The organism is Arthrobacter sp. T2-23 (genome assembly GCF_055398325.1).
In genome coordinates, this window is the sequence record NZ_AP027917.1 from 2703779 (window position 1) to 2719055 (window position 15277).

The 15277-nt window shown below is 69.1% G+C and carries 15 protein-coding genes; 13 read left to right on the plus strand and 2 right to left on the minus strand.

The genetic code is table 11. From position 1 onward, the window contains the following. Nucleotides 1-24: 24 nt before the first annotated feature. Nucleotides 25-453, minus strand: coding sequence for a hypothetical protein (locus ACZ5Z0_RS12575; protein WP_464108727.1), 429 nt, complete (start codon nucleotides 451-453; stop codon nucleotides 25-27). Nucleotides 454-467: 14 nt separating this feature from the next. Beyond that, nucleotides 468-1139, minus strand: a complete 672-nt coding sequence (locus ACZ5Z0_RS12580) for a trimeric intracellular cation channel family protein (protein WP_464108728.1) — start codon at nucleotides 1137-1139, stop codon at nucleotides 468-470. Between the two features lie 61 nt (nucleotides 1140-1200). Between ACZ5Z0_RS12580 and ACZ5Z0_RS12585 the strand changes: the two genes are divergently transcribed. The 13 genes from ACZ5Z0_RS12585 to ACZ5Z0_RS12645 all read left to right on the plus strand — a co-directional run bounded on the left by ACZ5Z0_RS12585 (nucleotide 1201) and on the right by ACZ5Z0_RS12645 (nucleotide 15179). Next, entirely contained in the window at nucleotides 1201-1938 is a 738-nt protein-coding gene (locus ACZ5Z0_RS12585; protein ID WP_464108729.1) for a sirohydrochlorin chelatase, read from the plus strand. Between the two features lie 74 nt (nucleotides 1939-2012). Beyond that, nucleotides 2013-3758: a nitrite/sulfite reductase gene (locus ACZ5Z0_RS12590; protein ID WP_464108730.1), complete on the plus strand. Its 1746-nt coding sequence runs from the start codon at nucleotides 2013-2015 to the stop codon at nucleotides 3756-3758. Beyond that, the gene (locus ACZ5Z0_RS12595; protein ID WP_464108731.1) at nucleotides 3755-4465 is read left to right on the plus strand and encodes a phosphoadenylyl-sulfate reductase; all 711 of its coding nucleotides are present in this window, start codon (nucleotides 3755-3757) and stop codon (nucleotides 4463-4465) included. The genes ACZ5Z0_RS12590 and ACZ5Z0_RS12595 overlap by 4 nt, the downstream gene beginning before the upstream one ends. Beyond that, complete coding sequence (cysD, locus tag ACZ5Z0_RS12600) at nucleotides 4462-5421, plus strand: sulfate adenylyltransferase subunit CysD (protein ID WP_464108732.1); 960 nt, start codon at nucleotides 4462-4464, stop codon at nucleotides 5419-5421. The genes ACZ5Z0_RS12595 and cysD overlap by 4 nt, the downstream gene beginning before the upstream one ends. Further along, a complete protein-coding gene (locus tag ACZ5Z0_RS12605; protein WP_464108733.1) occupies nucleotides 5421-6872 on the plus strand; it encodes a sulfate adenylyltransferase subunit 1 in 1452 nt (483 codons plus the stop codon). Before cysD ends, ACZ5Z0_RS12605 begins: the two co-directional genes overlap by 1 nt. Nucleotides 6873-6957: 85 nt before the next feature. Beyond that, a complete protein-coding gene (locus ACZ5Z0_RS12610; protein ID WP_464108734.1) occupies nucleotides 6958-8124 on the plus strand; it encodes an RtcB family protein in 1167 nt (388 codons plus the stop codon). A 226-nt stretch (nucleotides 8125-8350) separates the two neighbouring features. After that, a complete protein-coding gene (locus ACZ5Z0_RS12615) occupies nucleotides 8351-9514 on the plus strand; it encodes an ABC transporter substrate-binding protein (RefSeq protein WP_464108735.1) in 1164 nt (387 codons plus the stop codon). 51 nt (nucleotides 9515-9565) lie between these two features. Continuing rightward, complete coding sequence (locus ACZ5Z0_RS12620) at nucleotides 9566-10291, plus strand: ABC transporter ATP-binding protein (protein ID WP_464108736.1); 726 nt, start codon at nucleotides 9566-9568, stop codon at nucleotides 10289-10291. After that, the gene (locus tag ACZ5Z0_RS12625; RefSeq protein WP_464108737.1) at nucleotides 10281-11261 is read left to right on the plus strand and encodes an ABC transporter permease; all 981 of its coding nucleotides are present in this window, start codon (nucleotides 10281-10283) and stop codon (nucleotides 11259-11261) included. The genes ACZ5Z0_RS12620 and ACZ5Z0_RS12625 overlap by 11 nt, the downstream gene beginning before the upstream one ends. 129 nt (nucleotides 11262-11390) lie before the next feature. Next, nucleotides 11391-11639: an SRPBCC family protein gene (locus ACZ5Z0_RS12630; protein WP_464108738.1), complete on the plus strand. Its 249-nt coding sequence runs from the start codon at nucleotides 11391-11393 to the stop codon at nucleotides 11637-11639. A gap of 223 nt (nucleotides 11640-11862) precedes the next feature. Further along, nucleotides 11863-12159 (plus strand): putative quinol monooxygenase, encoded by a 297-nt coding sequence (locus ACZ5Z0_RS12635; protein ID WP_464108739.1) that lies wholly within the window; start codon nucleotides 11863-11865, stop codon nucleotides 12157-12159. Nucleotides 12160-12393: 234 nt separating this feature from the next. Further along, complete coding sequence (cobA, locus tag ACZ5Z0_RS12640; RefSeq protein WP_464108740.1) at nucleotides 12394-13662, plus strand: uroporphyrinogen-III C-methyltransferase; 1269 nt, start codon at nucleotides 12394-12396, stop codon at nucleotides 13660-13662. Between the two features lie 41 nt (nucleotides 13663-13703). Next, nucleotides 13704-15179: an FAD-dependent oxidoreductase gene (locus ACZ5Z0_RS12645; RefSeq protein ID WP_464108741.1), complete on the plus strand. Its 1476-nt coding sequence runs from the start codon at nucleotides 13704-13706 to the stop codon at nucleotides 15177-15179. The last annotated feature ends 98 nt before the right edge of the window (nucleotides 15180-15277 follow it).

Genomic DNA, 15277 nt, shown 5'->3' on the forward strand with positions numbered 1-15277 from the left:
GGAGACGGGAACCCGGGGCGGCCCTTAGTCCTCGTCCTCGTCGGTGAACGCCCACTCGAACATGTCGAAGACGAACTCGGAGAAGGTGCCTTCTTCGCTCTTCCACTGGCCGCGGGCGTTGTTGCGGCGGTACACGATCGGGTCCGGAATGCTGAGGTCGCCCACACGGAAGCCCCAGGTGAACTGCTCTTCCTCGTCCTCGAGGAACATCAGGAAGCCTTCGTCGTCGACTTCGAGTTCCTCGGGGTCCCAGAAGTAGTGGTAGGCCTCCATCAGGTCCTCGCAGCCGCCGAGGGCCAGGTAGAACTCGCGCAGGACCAGCGGGACCTGGAACTGGTGCTCGGCGAGGGCCGCGTCCAGCTCGTCCTCCGGCAGCCCGTCCTCTTCCTGCCATTCGTCCTCGAGATACTTCGGAACAAGCGCGCGGAACTTCTCGAGGAACATGTCAGTCATGCTTCTTATCCTAGCTAATCCCGGGGGCCCTTTTCGGCCTGGTCCAGGCCCAGGCGGTGCCAGCCTCGGACGGCCAGCGGCACGTACCAGTGGCGCCGCCAGGCGGTGACGCGGAAGGCGAAGACCAGGGCGGCCACGGCGCTCGCCGTCAGGGCGGTGAACACCCCGGTGACGGACAGCGTCACGGTCAGCGCGGCCCCGGCAAACGCCGGCAGGGCGTAGATGTCTTTGGGGTCAAAGAGCTGCGGGATCTCGTTCGCGGTGATGTCCCGCAGCAGTCCGCCGCCCACCGCCGTCGTGACCCCCAGGAGCACCGCGGCTACCGGGTGCATGCCCGCGGCGAGGGCCTTCAGGCTGCCCGTAATGCAGAACAAGGCCAGTCCGCCGGCGTCGAACAGGACCAGCAGGGACGTGAAGCGCTGGACGCTGGAAAACAGGAAGTACACCAGGACCGTGGCCAGCAGCGGGGGAGCGAGGTACGCGGGGTTGGTGAAGGCTGCCGGGGGTCCCGTGTTGATGATGATGTCGCGGATGACCCCGCCGCCCAGGCTCACCACCGAGGCCAGCAACCAGGACCCGACAATGTCGAACTGCTTGCGCGCCGCGAGCAGCGACCCGGAGACGGCGAAGAAGAAGACGCCCGCCAGGTCCAGCCAGACCATCACGAGGCTAAAGGAGAAAGTCATGGGGCGTCCCGGTCGGTAGCAGGGCGGCGGATAGGGCGGCTCCAAGGTTACGCTAACGGCTATGAATAGCCCCATCCTGATCGCCTGCGCCCACGGCACCTCCAGCCCCGAGGGCGCGGCGGAGGTCAACGCCCTGCGGGCCGGGATCGCCGCGCTGCGTCCCGGGCTCGACGTCCGCGAGGCCTACGTCGACGTGCAGGACCCCGAGCTGCCCGCCGTCGTGGCGGGGCTGCCGGCGGGGGAGACAGCCGTCGTCGTTCCGCTGCTGCTGAGCGAGGGCTACCACGTCAAAGTGGACATCGCCCGGGCCGTGAAGAGCCGGCCGGGCACCCTTGCCGCCGTGCCGCTGGGCCCTGACCCGCGGCTCGCGGCCCTGCTGGACCAGCGGCTGCGAGAGGCCGGGGTGACCGACAACGACGCCGTGATCCTCGCCGCCGCGGGCTCCTCGGACCCCACCGCGGCGGACAACGTGGAGGAGCTCGCCGGTCAGCTGCGGGCCCTCCGCTCGAACCGGATCGTGGCCGCCTACGGCGCCTCGGCGTCGCCCTCTGTGCCCGAGGCGGTGGCCATGCTGCGTGAGGAGGCCGCCGGGGGTGCCGGCGCGGGCCTCTCGGCCGGGGCCGTGGACCTCGGCGGCCGGGTGGTGATCGCGTCCTACCTGCTGGCACCTGGCTTCTTCCATGACCAGCTCGCCAAGGCTGGTGCGGACCTGGTCACCGCGCCGCTGCTGCCTTCCCCGGTGCTTGCCGAGATCGCTCTGGCGCGCTTCGACGCGGCCGTCGCCGGTAGCGGTTCATGACGAATTGTTGCCCTAGGTGACCCCGCGTTTCTGAACCATTGTGAGGCCGTTGCGGGCGCTCCTACAGTCAATCCATGACTGATACAGCTCTAGCCGGAGCGTCCCCGGACCAGGCTGCCGCAGGCCGCGCCAAACGACCCGCCCGCCCCGCGGCCAAGCCGCACGGGCAGTGGAAGGTGGACGGCACCACCCCGCTGAACGCCAACGAAACCTGGAAACAGGAAGACAACGGCCTGAACGTGCGCGAGCGCATCGAATCGGTCTACTCCAAGCATGGCTTCGACTCGATCGACGGCACCGACCTGCACGGCCGCTTCCGCTGGTGGGGCCTGTACACCCAGCGCAAGCCCGGGATCGACGGCGGCAAGACCGCCACCCTGGAGCCGCACGAGCTCGAAGACAAATACTTCATGCTCCGGGTCCGGATCGACGGCGGCGCCCTCAGCACCGAGCAGCTGCGCGTCATCGGGCAGATCTCCGTCGACTTCGCCCGCGACTCCGCCGACCTCACCGACCGGCAGAACATCCAGCTGCACTGGATCAGGGTCGAGGACGTGCCGGAGATCTGGCGCCGCCTCGAGTCCGTGGACCTGTCCACCACCGAGGCCTGCGGCGACGTGCCCCGCGTCATCCTCGGCTCCCCGGTCGCCGGCATCGCCAAGGACGAGATCATCGACCCCACGCCGCTGATCCACGAACTCGCCGAACGCTTCATCGGCGACCCGGAACTGGCCAACCTGCCCCGCAAATTCAAGACCGCCGTCACCGGCCACCCCAGCCAGGATGTGGTCCACGAGATCAACGACGTCGCCCTGGTGGGCCTGGTCCATCCCGAGCTCGGCGTCGGCTACGACCTCTGGGTGGGTGGCGCACTCTCCACCAACCCGATGCTGGGCAAGCGCCTCGGCGCCTTTGTCCGTCCGGACCAGGCCGCCGACGTCTGGCTCGGCGTCACCAGCATCTTCCGCGACTACGGCTACCGGCGCATGCGCACGAAGGCCCGGCTGAAGTTCCTGCTGGCCGATTGGGGGACGGAGAAGTTCCGCCGGGTCCTCGAGGAAGAATACCTCGGCTACCAGCTCGACGACGGCCCCGCGGCCCCCAAGGCCGCCACCCCTGGCGACCACATTGGCGTGCACGAACAGAAGGACGGAAAGTTCTTCATCGGTGCCACCCCGCTGGCCGGCCGGCTCTCCGGCAGCCAGCTCGTCAAGCTCGCGGACACCCTGGAGGCCCGCGGCTCGCGGCGGCTGCGTACCACCCCGCACCAGAAGCTCGTGGTCCTCGACGTGCCCAAGGACGAGGTGGAACCGCTCGTCGCAGAACTCGACGCCCTGGGCCTGTCCGCCCGGCCGTCCGTGTTCCGCCGAGGCACCATCGCCTGCACCGGCATAGAGTTCTGCAAGCTCGCCATCGTCGAAACCAAGGTCACGGCCGCAACGGCGGTCGCCGAGCTGGAACGCCGCCTCGCCGACCTGGTCGAGTCCCGCCAGCTCCCGCAGGCTCTCTCGCTGCACATCAATGGCTGCCCCAACTCCTGCGCCCGGATCCAGACCGCGGACATCGGCCTCAAGGGCATGATGCTGCCAACGCCCGACGGCGACCCCACCCCGGGTTTCCAGGTGCACCTTGGCGGCGGTCTGGCATCCGAGAGCCGCGAGGAGGCAGGCCTCGGCCGCACCGTCCGCGGCCTCAAGGTCACGGCCGAGGAACTGCCCGACTACGTGGAGCGAGTGGTGCGGAAATACGTGACGGACCGCACCGAGGGCCAAAGCTTCGCCGAATGGGCCTTCGCCGCCGATGAGGGGGACCTGCAATGACCGTTGCACTCCGCACCCGCGACGAGCTTCAGGCAATCGCCGAGGCCGGCTCGGCCGAGCTCGGCTGGGACGCCCCGGCGCGCGAGGTCATTGCCTGGGTGGCGCGCAATTTCGAGCTCCCCGCCGTCGCCGTCGCCTGCTCCATGGCCGACGCGGTCCTGCCCGCACTCGTCGCCGACCAACTCCCCGGCGTCGACGTGCTCTTCCTCGAAACCGGCTACCACTTCCCGGAAACCTACGCCACGCGCAACGAGGTCGCGGCCAGCCTCCGGGTCAACGTCGTCGACGTGCTGCCCGAGAACACCGTGGAACAGCAGGACCGGCTCCTGGGCAAGGACCTCTTCGCCCGCGACCCCGGGCAGTGCTGCGCCCTGCGCAAGGTCGCGCCGCTGCACCGTACCCTCGCCGGCTACGAGCTCTGGTTCACCGGCGTCCGCCGCGACGAGGCGCCCACCCGCACCAACACGCCGCTGGTCACCTGGGACGAATCCAACGGCCTGGTCAAGGTCAACCCGGTGGCGGCCTGGAGCTTCGACCAGCTGGTCCAGTACTCCGACGACAATCTCCTCCCCGTCAACCCGCTGCTTTCACAGGGCTACCCGTCCATAGGCTGCCAGCCTTGCACCCGCAAGGTCGCGCCCGGCGACGACCCCCGCGCCGGGCGCTGGGCAGGAACCGACAAGACAGAATGCGGACTACACGTATGAGCATCAAGATCATCAACGAGGACCTGGAGCTGTCCGGGGCGGCAATCGGCGTCGCAGCCCCGGCCCGCCTCTCCAGCCTGGATACCCTCGAGTCCGAGGCCATCCACATCATCCGCGAAGTGGTCGCCGAGTTTGAGAAGCCGGCGCTGCTGTTCTCCGGCGGCAAGGACTCCGTGGTGATGCTGCATCTGGCCACCAAGGCGTTCTGGCCGGGGAAGGTCCCGTTCCCGGTGCTGCACGTGGACACCGGGCACAACTTCCCGGAGGTGATCGAGTTCCGTGATCGGACCGTGGAGCGTCTGGGCCTGAGGCTCGTTGTCGGCTCCGTCCAGGAGTTCATTGATTCCGGCGAGCTGGCCGAGCGTGCTGACGGTACGCGCAACCCGCTGCAGACCGTGCCGCTGCTGGACGCGATCCAGCGCAACAAGTTTGACGCCGTCTTCGGCGGCGGCCGCCGCGACGAGGACAAGGCCCGGGCCAAGGAGCGCATCCTCAGCCTGCGCGACGAGTTCGGCCAGTGGGATCCGCGCAACCAGCGGCCCGAGCTGTGGAACCTTTACAACGGCCGCCACACCGTGGGCCAGCACGTCCGGGCGTTCCCGATCAGCAACTGGACGGAGCTGGACGTCTGGCGCTACATCGAGCGGGAGAACATCGACCTGCCGGGCCTCTACTACGCCCATGAGCGTCAGGTCTTCGCCCGCGACGGCATGTGGCGCGCGGTCGGGGAGGTCTCCCAGCCGCGCGAGGACGAGCAGGTCATCACCAAAACCGTCCGCTACCGGACCGTCGGCGACATGTCCTGCACCGGCGCCGTGGAATCGGACGCCGCGACCGTGGGCGACGTCGTGATCGAAGTTGCCGCCTCCACCATCACCGAACGTGGCGCCACCCGGGCCGATGACCGCATCTCCGAGGCCGCCATGGAAGACCGCAAGAAGGACGGCTATTTCTAATGAGCACCACCGCAACCTTGCCCGAGTCCGCCCCCGGCAGCCTGCAGCTCTCGTCCGCATCACTGTTCAGATTCGCCACCGCCGGATCGGTCGACGACGGCAAATCCACCCTGGTGGGCAGGCTGCTGCACGATTCCAAGGCGATCCTCGCCGACCAGCTCGACGCCGTCGCCCGCACCTCGGCGGACCGCGGCTTCGGCGGCGCGGGGGACATAGACGCCAACGGCAAACAGCGGATCGACCTGGCCCTGCTGACCGACGGCCTGCGCGCCGAGCGGGAACAAGGCATCACCATCGACGTCGCCTACCGCTACTTCGCCACGGCCCGGCGCAGCTTCATCCTCGCGGACTGCCCCGGGCACGTGCAGTACACCAAGAACACCGTCACCGGCGCGTCCACCGCGGACGCCGTCGTCGTGCTTATCGACGCCCGCAAGGGTGTCCTGGAACAGACCCGACGGCACCTCTCGGTGCTGCAGTTGCTGCGCGTTGCCCATGTGATCGTCGCCGTGAACAAGATCGACCTCGTGGACTTCAGCGAGGACGTCTTCCGCGGGATCGAAGCCGAGGTGCAGCAGGTGGGCCGCGAACTCGGGCTGGGCCGCGACGACTCACAGCCAGGCAGCGTCGCCGACCTTTTCGTGATCCCGGTGTCAGCGCTCGACGGCGACAACGTCGTCGACCGCTCCGACCGCACCCCCTGGTACCGGGGGCCGGCCCTGCTCGAAGTCCTGGAGGCACTGCCGGCCGCGGACGAACTGGAAAGCCACCTGGAGAGTTTCCGCTTCCCCGTCCAGCTGGTTATCCGGCCGCAGGGCGCGCTGGCGCCCGATGCCGTCGCCGCCGGCCTCGACGTCGCCGGCTACCGCGACTACCGGGCCTACGCCGGGCAGATCACGGAGGGCTCGGTGAAGCTGGGGGACAGGGTCAGTATCCTCACCCCGGGCCAGGCACCCCGCACCACCACGGTGGCCGGCATCGACTTCGCCGGGCATTCGCTCACCAAGGCCGTGGCGCCGCAATCGGTGGCGCTGCGCCTCGCTGACGAGTTCGACGTCGCCCGCGGGGACACCATCGCCGCGGCCGGGACCGTACCGGAAGCTTCGGCTGACCTGTACGCCGCCCTGTGCTGGCTCTCGCCCAAACCGCTCCGGGAGGGGGCCAAAGTGCTCATCAAGCACGGCACCCGGACGGTCCAGGCCCTGGTCCGGAACGTCACCGGCAAGCTGGACCTCGCCACCTTCCAGCTCGAGCCCACCACCACCCTCGAGCTCAACGACATCGGCCACGCCCAGCTCCGGCTCGCCGCCCCGCTGCCGCTGGAAAACTATTTGCACCACCGGCGGACCGGCGCGTTCCTGGTCATCGACCCCCAGGACGGGAACACCCTCGCCGCGGGCCTGGTCAAGGACCATCCCGGCGACCACGAGGACGAGCGCTACTCCATCTGAGGCGGCCCGCGCCGCGGGGCCCGCCGCTCGGCGCCCTTGCCACCGTGCCGGCGGCCCGCGATCATCGTCGTGGGAGGGCAGATCCTTGGAAGCCATCAACAGCAGGCTCATCAGCTGGGCATCCATCCTGGACGACGGGACCCGCAGGCAGGCACTGGCGACAGCGACGCTGCCGATCATCTACCCGCATCTGGCGCTGATGCCCGACGCCCACTTGGGCAAGGGGGCCACGGTGGGATCGGTCATCCCCACGGTAGGCGCCATCATCCCGGCGGCTGTGGGCGTGGACATTGGCTGCGGCATGATCGCCGTTCGCACCCAGTTCGTGCGGACGGACCTGCCCAAGGACCTGTTGCGGCTGCGCGAGGGAATCGAACGTGCCATTCCCTTATCGGCGGGCCATTTCAACCGCAGGATCTCAGCCAGCGCCGGGCCCCGGCTGGCCGAGCTGCGAAGGATGGCGGCCAAGGCCGGCTTCGACCCGGCCCGGTACGCGGCGAATTGGGAGCTGCAACTCGGGTCGCTCGGCTCGGGCAACCACTTTATTGAGGTCTGCGTGGATGAGGAGTCTGCCGTGTGGCTGTTCCTGCATTCGGGCTCCCGTGGAGTGGGCAACAAGATTGCGCAGCGCCACATCGCGGAGGCCCAGAGCGTGTGCTCGCGCCGGAACATCGCCCTGCCGGACCGGGACCTTGCCTACCTGCTCGAAGGCACTCCCGAGTTCGAGCACTACATCAGGGAACTCCGGTGGGCGCAGCACTTCGCCCTGCTGAACCGGGAAGAAATGATGGACCGGGTCGTCCAGCAATTCGAAGCCTGGATCGGCGGCCGGGTCCGGGAACTCGAACGGATCAACTGCCACCACAACTTCACGGCGCAGGAAACGCACTACGGCAAGTCCGTCTGGGTCTCGCGGAAAGGCGCCATCAGGGCCCAGGCGGGGGACCCGGGCTTGATTCCCGGTGCCATGGGCACCGCGTCCTACGTGGTCGTCGGACTCGGGAACACCCTCGCGCTGAACTCCTCCCCGCACGGCGCCGGCCGGGAGTACTCGCGGACCGCCGCCCGGAAGGCCTTCTCGCTGACGCAGCTGAAGACGGCCATGCAGGGAATCGAATTCCGGCCCCGGGAGGCCTTCATCGACGAGATCCCCGCGGCCTACAAGCCCATCGACACGGTGATGCGCGACTCGGCGGACCTCGTCAGGGTGCGGCACAAGCTCCGCCAGCTCGTCAACGTCAAAGGCGACTGATCCGCCGGCCGGCGCCGAAGCAGGGACCCGCATGTGACGCCGCATGAACTAGCGTGACCCCGGGTTTCCGCACCATTGAACCCGGTTCCTGACCCTCCCTAGGGTGAAGCCATGACTACGCCAGATTGGTTCGACAGCCCCTCCCTCGGGGCACCCCGGGGGCGATGTCGCCGGCGCTGACCACCCGCCCGGCCCCCGCTCACCCTCGAAGAACCAGGACCCCGCCATGTCATCCTCACCCGTTAACCCCACCCCCGGCACCACCCGGATCGTCGCCGGAGAATCGGCCAAGCCGAAGCGCAAGCGCACCACCGAAATCGCCGTCGCCGTCGGACTGGCCCTGCTGATCGGTGCCGGCGCCGCCGTCGCCTCCACGGCGTCCCACAACGACGCCGCCGCCGCGCCGGCCGCCGGGACCTCCCCGGCCGCTGAACTCCGGCTCGGCTATTTCGGCAACATCACCCACGGCCCGGCCCTGGTCGGCGTCACCAAGGGGTTCATCGCCAAGGAACTGGGCCAGACCAAGCTCAGCACCCAGGTCTTCACCGCCGGCCCCGCCGCAATCGAAGCCCTCAACGCCGGCGCCATCGACGCCACCTACATCGGCCCCAACCCGGCGATCAACTCCTTCGTCAAGAGCAAGGGCGAATCCGTCAGCATCGTCGGCGGTGCGGCATCCGGCGGCGCGCAGCTTGTGGTCCGGCCGGACATCACCTCGCCGGCCGAGCTCAGGGGCAAGAAGCTCGCGACGCCCCAGCTCGGCGGCACCCAGGACGTGGCCCTCCGCGCCTGGCTGGGAAAGCAGGGCTACCGGACCTCCCCGGCCGGCGGAGGCGACGTCACCATCAACCCCACCGAGAACGCCCAGACCCTGAAGCTGTTCCAGGACGGCAAGCTCGACGGCGCCTGGCTTCCGGAGCCGTGGGCCTCCCGGCTGGTGCTCCAGGCAGGAGCCAAGGTCCTGGTCGACGAAAAAGATCTCTGGGATGGTTCACTCTCCGGCAAGCCCGGCGAGTTCCCCACCACCGTGCTGATCGTCAACAAGAAATTCGCCGCAGAGCATCCGGACACCGTCAAGGCGCTGCTGAAGGGCCATGTCGAGTCCGTGGACTGGTTGGCCAAGGCCCCGGCAGGCGAGAAGGCCGGCGTCCTCAACGCCGCGCTGCAGGAGTCCGGCGGCGCCTCGCTGCCCGCCGACGTCGTCGACCGGTCGCTGAAGAACATCGCCTTCACCGTGGACCCGCTCGCCGGGACGTACCAGAAACTGCTGCAGGACGGCGCCGACGCCGGCACCACGAAGCAGGCGGACATCAACGGCATCTTCGACCTGACCGCCCTGAACGCGGTGGCCCCGGCGAAGACGTCGGCGCACGGACTGGGCAAGGACTAGCCGGTTCCACCGCCCATCGCCCCACCCGCCCCAACAACCAAGGACGTGACCATGCCAGTCGTATTGGAAAACCTGGGCAAGCGCTTCGGCGACGGCGCCCCGGTGCTGGACGGCGTCAACGCCAGCATTGGACAGGGCGAATTCGTCGCGCTGCTCGGCGCCTCCGGCTGCGGCAAGTCCACCCTGCTGAACATCATGGCGGGGCTGGAGGCCCCGACGTCGGGCGCCCTCGAGGTACCCAGCGACGGCGCCGCCTTTATGTTCCAGGACGCGGCGCTGTTCCCGTGGCTCACCGCCCGGGAAAACGTGGAGCTTGCCCTCAAGCTGCGCGGCGTGGCCAAGGCTGAGCGCCGGATGCAGGCCGGGGAACTCCTGGACCTGGTGCACCTGCGCGGTGCCGGAGACAAGCGGCCGCACGAGTTATCCGGCGGCATGCGCCAGCGCGTGGCACTTGCCCGGTCACTGGCCCAGGACCGGCAACTGCTCCTGATGGACGAGCCCTTCGCCGCGCTGGACGCGATCACCCGCGACCTGCTCCATGACGAGCTGGAGCGGATCTGGAAGGAGACCGGCCGCACCATCGTCTTTGTCACGCACAACGTCCGGGAAGCCGTCCGGCTGGGCCAGCGGGTGCTGCTGCTCTCCTCGCGGCCCGGTCGCGTGGTCCAGGAATGGAACGTCTCCGAGGACCACCGCACCGACGCCGGCCTGGCAGGCCAGCTGACCGGTATCATCACCGCCCGGCTACGCGAGGAGATCCGCCGCCATGCCCAATAAGTCTCTATGGCGCTCCACGCCCGTTGCCGCCCCCTTCGCTGACACCGCCGCTTCGGCCGAAGCCCACGCCGAGACCCGCAAGGTCCACGCCGCCCTGACCCGTTCCTCGACCGGGGCCGAGGACCTGCGGCAACTCGAAGCCGGACTCGATTCGCTTCAGTCCGATGCCGACCGCAGGGCGCGGATCGACTGGAGCCGGGTGCTCCTGCCGGTAGCCGCGCTCGCCGTGCTCCTCGTTGCGTGGCAGGTGTACGTCTCGCTCGGCATCAAACGCCGAGACCTGGTGCCCGGCCCACTGGATGTCATCGGCCAGCTCGGCACACTGTGGGGAGAGGCCAAGCTGCAGGAAGCCGTCTGGACCTCGCTGCAGCGCGGCATCGCCGGCTTCCTGGTCAGCGTTGCGATCGCGACGCCGGTGGGCCTGCTGCTGGCCCAGGTCGCCCCGCTCCGCCGTGCCTTCGGGCCGCTGATTTCCGGGCTGCAGGTGCTGCCCTCGGTGGCGTGGGTGCCGGCCGCCATCATCTGGTTCGGCCTGAGCGACGCCACCGTGTACTTCGTCGTGCTGATGGGCGCCATCCCCTCGATCATCAACGGGCTGATCTCCGGCGTCGACCAGATCCCGCCGCAATACCGCCGCGTCGGCACGGTCCTGGGCGCCTCGCGCCTGCAGCTTGCGCTGCAGATCGTCCTCCCGGCCGCCCTGCCGGGCTACCTGAGCGGCCTCAAACAAGGCTGGGCCTTCTCCTGGCGCTCCCTCATGGCCGCGGAAATCATCACGGTGGGCGGCAGTATGGGCTTCGGCCTCGGCTCGATGCTGAACCAGGGCCGCGACCTGGCCGACATGACGATTGTGCTGACCGCCATCCTGTTGATCCTCGGCGTCGGCATCCTGATCGAACTGCTGGTCTTCGCGCCGATCGAGAAGCGCCTGCTGCGCCGCCGGGGCCTCCTCGCCGGCAGCACCCGCTAGGGACCTCCCGCTAACCACCCCGGCAAGCGCCCCGAAGCGACTACCGCCGTCGGCACCGGCCCCCCCAAGTACCCGCCCAATTCCGGGGAGGCAGCCGTCGGGGCCCGCCGTGTCTGGCAGACTGACGGCATGACCGTGAGCTTCGTCTGCCGCACCGAATCCGTCCTGCCCGCGGAACAGCTATTCGACCGGGCGCGCAGCATCGACGCGCATGTGGAGACGATGGCGGCCTCGGGAGGGCTTGCCGTTGCCGGGGTGACCGCAGGACTCATCGGCGCCGGTGAGGAAGTGACCTGGCGGGCCCGGCACTTCGGTGTCCCCCTGACCATGACCAGCCGCGTGACCCGCCTCGACTATCCGGCCTCTTTCGTGGACTAACAAACCGACGCTGGCCCGTGATGACGGACAGGATTGAGTTCACGGGGCCTTTGGACCCGTGGGCTGGTTGGTCGAACGAGTCGTCCTGCGCCGCTATCTGGAACGACTTATTGCCGGACGCGGGGCCCTCCTCGCGACGCCTTGTCCGGACCCCGGGACGGGCCTACACTCGCGGCTATAGGCCGGTTTCCGGCCGATCCAGTCCAAATCTGAGGAGACAGCCGTGGCGCCAAAATACGGAGTGCTGGCACTGGTCGAAGCCAAGCTGGGAAAGGAACAGGAGGTCTGGGACTTCCTCAACGGGGCCCGGGAGATCGTGCTTAAAGAACCCGGGACACGGACTTGGTACGCCTTCCGGATCAACGATTACACCTTCGGCATCTTCGACACCTTTGACAGCGAGGACGACCGGCAGACCCACCTCAGGGGGGCCATCCCCGCGGCGCTCGGCGAGCACGGGCCCACGCTGCTGTCCAAGGACCCCGACATCAAACTGATCGAGCTCATCGCGGTGAAGTAGGCGCGTGGCCGCCCAGCCGCCCGGCAGCTCGCCTGCCGAACGGGGGCACATTGGCACGGACACGCCGTCATGTGAGCCGGCATCGGCTGCTCCGGCCGTCAAAGTGCCCCTGGACCGCTGACAGGTGGGCCGGCGTGCCCCCGAAACCCCGGCTTTGTGACTCAGCGTTACCCCGCGTGAACGGGTGTTTCCGCACCGTTGTTGCCCTTTCGGCCCCCGCCCTATCGTCGATGCATGGCAATTCAGGACATTTACCCCACGGCGCTGCGCCTCCTCGGCCGTACCGTGCTCGTGGTCGGCGGCGGCCCCGTCGCCGCACGCCGCGCCAAGGGACTGCTCGACGCCGGTGCCCGCGTCACCGTCGTCGCCCCGCTCGCCTGCCCCGCCCTGAACGACCTCGCCGCCGCCGGGCTCCTCGACTGGCAGCCCCGCCCGTACCGCGGCTCCGACGTCGACGGCGCCTGGTTCGTCCAGACCGCCACCGGCAATCCGGCTGTGGATGCCCAGGTTGCGGCCGACGCCGAGGCGCAGCGCATCTGGTGCGTCAACGCCTCTGACCACGAAGCCTCCGCCGCCTGGACGCCCGCCGTCGCCGTGGTGGACGACATCAAAATCGCCGTCAACGCAGGGGGAGACCCCCGCCGCGCCATGGTTCTGCGCGACGCACTCGCCACCGCCCTGGAGACGGGTGACCTGCCGCTGCGCCGTCGCCGGGCCCGGGCCGATGCGGCTGCCGGCACCGTCGCCCTCGTGGGCGGCGGCCCGGGCGACGCCGGGCTCATCACCGTGCGTGGCCGGCGGCTCCTGGGCCAGGCCGACGTCGTCGTTGCCGACCGGCTCGGCCCGCGCGAACTGCTCGCCGAACTGGCCCCCGACGTGCGTGTGATCGAGGTCGGCAAGACCCCCGGCCACCATCCCGTCCCGCAAGCCGAGATCAACCGGATCCTCGTCGACGAGGCCCTCGCGGGCCACCGGGTGGTCCGGCTCAAGGGCGGCGATCCGTACGTGCTGGGCCGCGGCGGCGAGGAGGCCGAGTTCTGCCGGCAGCACGGCGTCGATGTCGAAGTGGTGCCCGGCGTGACCTCGGCGATCTCCGTCCCGGCTGCGGCCGGCATCCCGGTCACGCACCGCGGGCTGGCCAAGGGCTTCAGCGTCGTCACCGGCCACGAGGAGCTCTCCGAGGTCCCGGCCCGCGCCGACCACACCGTGATCCTGCTCATGGGAGTGGGGCAGCTGCGCGCGTCCGCGGACTCCCTGGCCCGCGCCGGTTTGCCAGCGGCGACGCCGGTTGGCATCGTAGAGAATGGTTATTTGCCGAACCAGCGGGTGACCATCGGAACGCTCGGGACCATCGCGGACCAGGCGGAGGCCGCGTCCGTCGCGAATCCCGCGGTGATCGTGATCGGCGACGTGGTCCGGGTCAGCCCGTTCGCGCCGTCGCACTTCAAGACCGCGGACTACGGCACCACGTCCCCGAACGCCCCGCGCGTCCCCGCCCGTTAGTTTCACCCGCACCACCCGGAACGACCCAAAGGAACACAGCCGTGTCAACGAACACCCCTGTAGGAACCGCCGCCCGCCCGCTGCGGGTCGCCGTCGTCGGCTCCGGCCCCGCCGGCGTCTACGCCGCAGACATCCTGACCAAGAGCGAGGCCGTCAAGAGCGGCGAGCTCACGGTCAGCATCGACCTCTTCGACCGCTACCCGGCGCCTTACGGACTGATCCGCTACGGCGTGGCCCCGGACCACCCGCGGATCAAGGGCATCGTCAACGCCCTGCACAAGGTCCTGGATCGCGGCGACATCCGCTTCTTCGGCAACGTGGACTACGGCACGGACCTGACCCTGGAGGACCTCCGCACGCACTACGACGCCGTCATCTTCGCCACCGGCGCCATCAAGGACGCGGACCTGAACATCCCCGGCATCGAACTCGAGGGCTCCTACGGCGGCGCCGACTTTGTCTCCTGGTACGACGGCCACCCGGATGTGCCGCGCGACTGGCCGCTGGCGGCCAAGGAGATCGCCGTGATCGGCAACGGCAACGTGGCCCTGGACGTGGCCCGGATGCTTTCCAAGCACGCCGACGACCTCCTCGTCTCCGAAATCCCGGACAACGTCTACCGGGCGCTCAAAGACTCTCCGGTCACGGACGTGCACGTCTTCGGCCGCCGCGGGCCGGCCCAGGTGAAATTCACCCCGCTGGAGCTGCGCGAACTCTCCCACTCCAAGGACGTGGACATCATCCTCTACCCCGAGGACTTTGAATTCGACGCCGAATCGGACCGGCAGATCCAGAACAACAACCAGACCAAGACCATGGTGGGCACGCTCACCAACTGGATCGCCGAGCAGCCCGAGGACCTCTCCGAACTCACGGCCTCCCGCCGCCTGCACCTGCACTTCCTGCACAGCCCGGTGGAGGTGTACGCGGACAATACCGGCGACGCCGCAGCCCCCGGACGCGTCGCCGGCATCAAGTTCGAGCGCACCGAACTGGACGGCACCGGCAACGCCCGCGGCACCGGCGAATACGTCGACTACCCGGTCCAGGCCGTCTACCGCGCCATTGGCTACTTCGGTTCTGCGCTGCCCGAGGTCGAGTTCGACCACAGCAAGGGCGTTGTCCCCAACGACGGCGGCCGCGTCCTGGATGCCGCCGGCACCCACGTGCCGGGGATCTACGCCACCGGCTGGATCAAGCGCGGGCCGGTCGGCCTGATCGGCCACACCAAGGGCGACGCCCTCGAAACCGTGACCTATCTGCTGGAGGACCGCGACAAGCTGCCCCTGGCGTCGGCGCCCGCCCCGGAGGCGATCGTCGAATTGCTGGAGACCCGCGGCGTGCGGTACACCAGCTGGGAAGGCTGGCTCGCCCTGGACGCGCATGAACGTGCCCTGGGCGAGCAGGCCAGCGCGGCCGGCGAGTCGCACGGCGTCGCCGTCCAGCGCGAGCGCATCAAGGTGGTCCCCCGCGAGGACATGGTGGAGATCTCCCGCGGCGCCGCCGTGGAGGTCTAAACGCCCACCTCAAACTGCAACGCGGGGTCACATCGCGCCCATCCCGGAGGGATTATGGGCGCGAAGTGACCCCGCGTTGCTGGATGTAGGGGCATTCC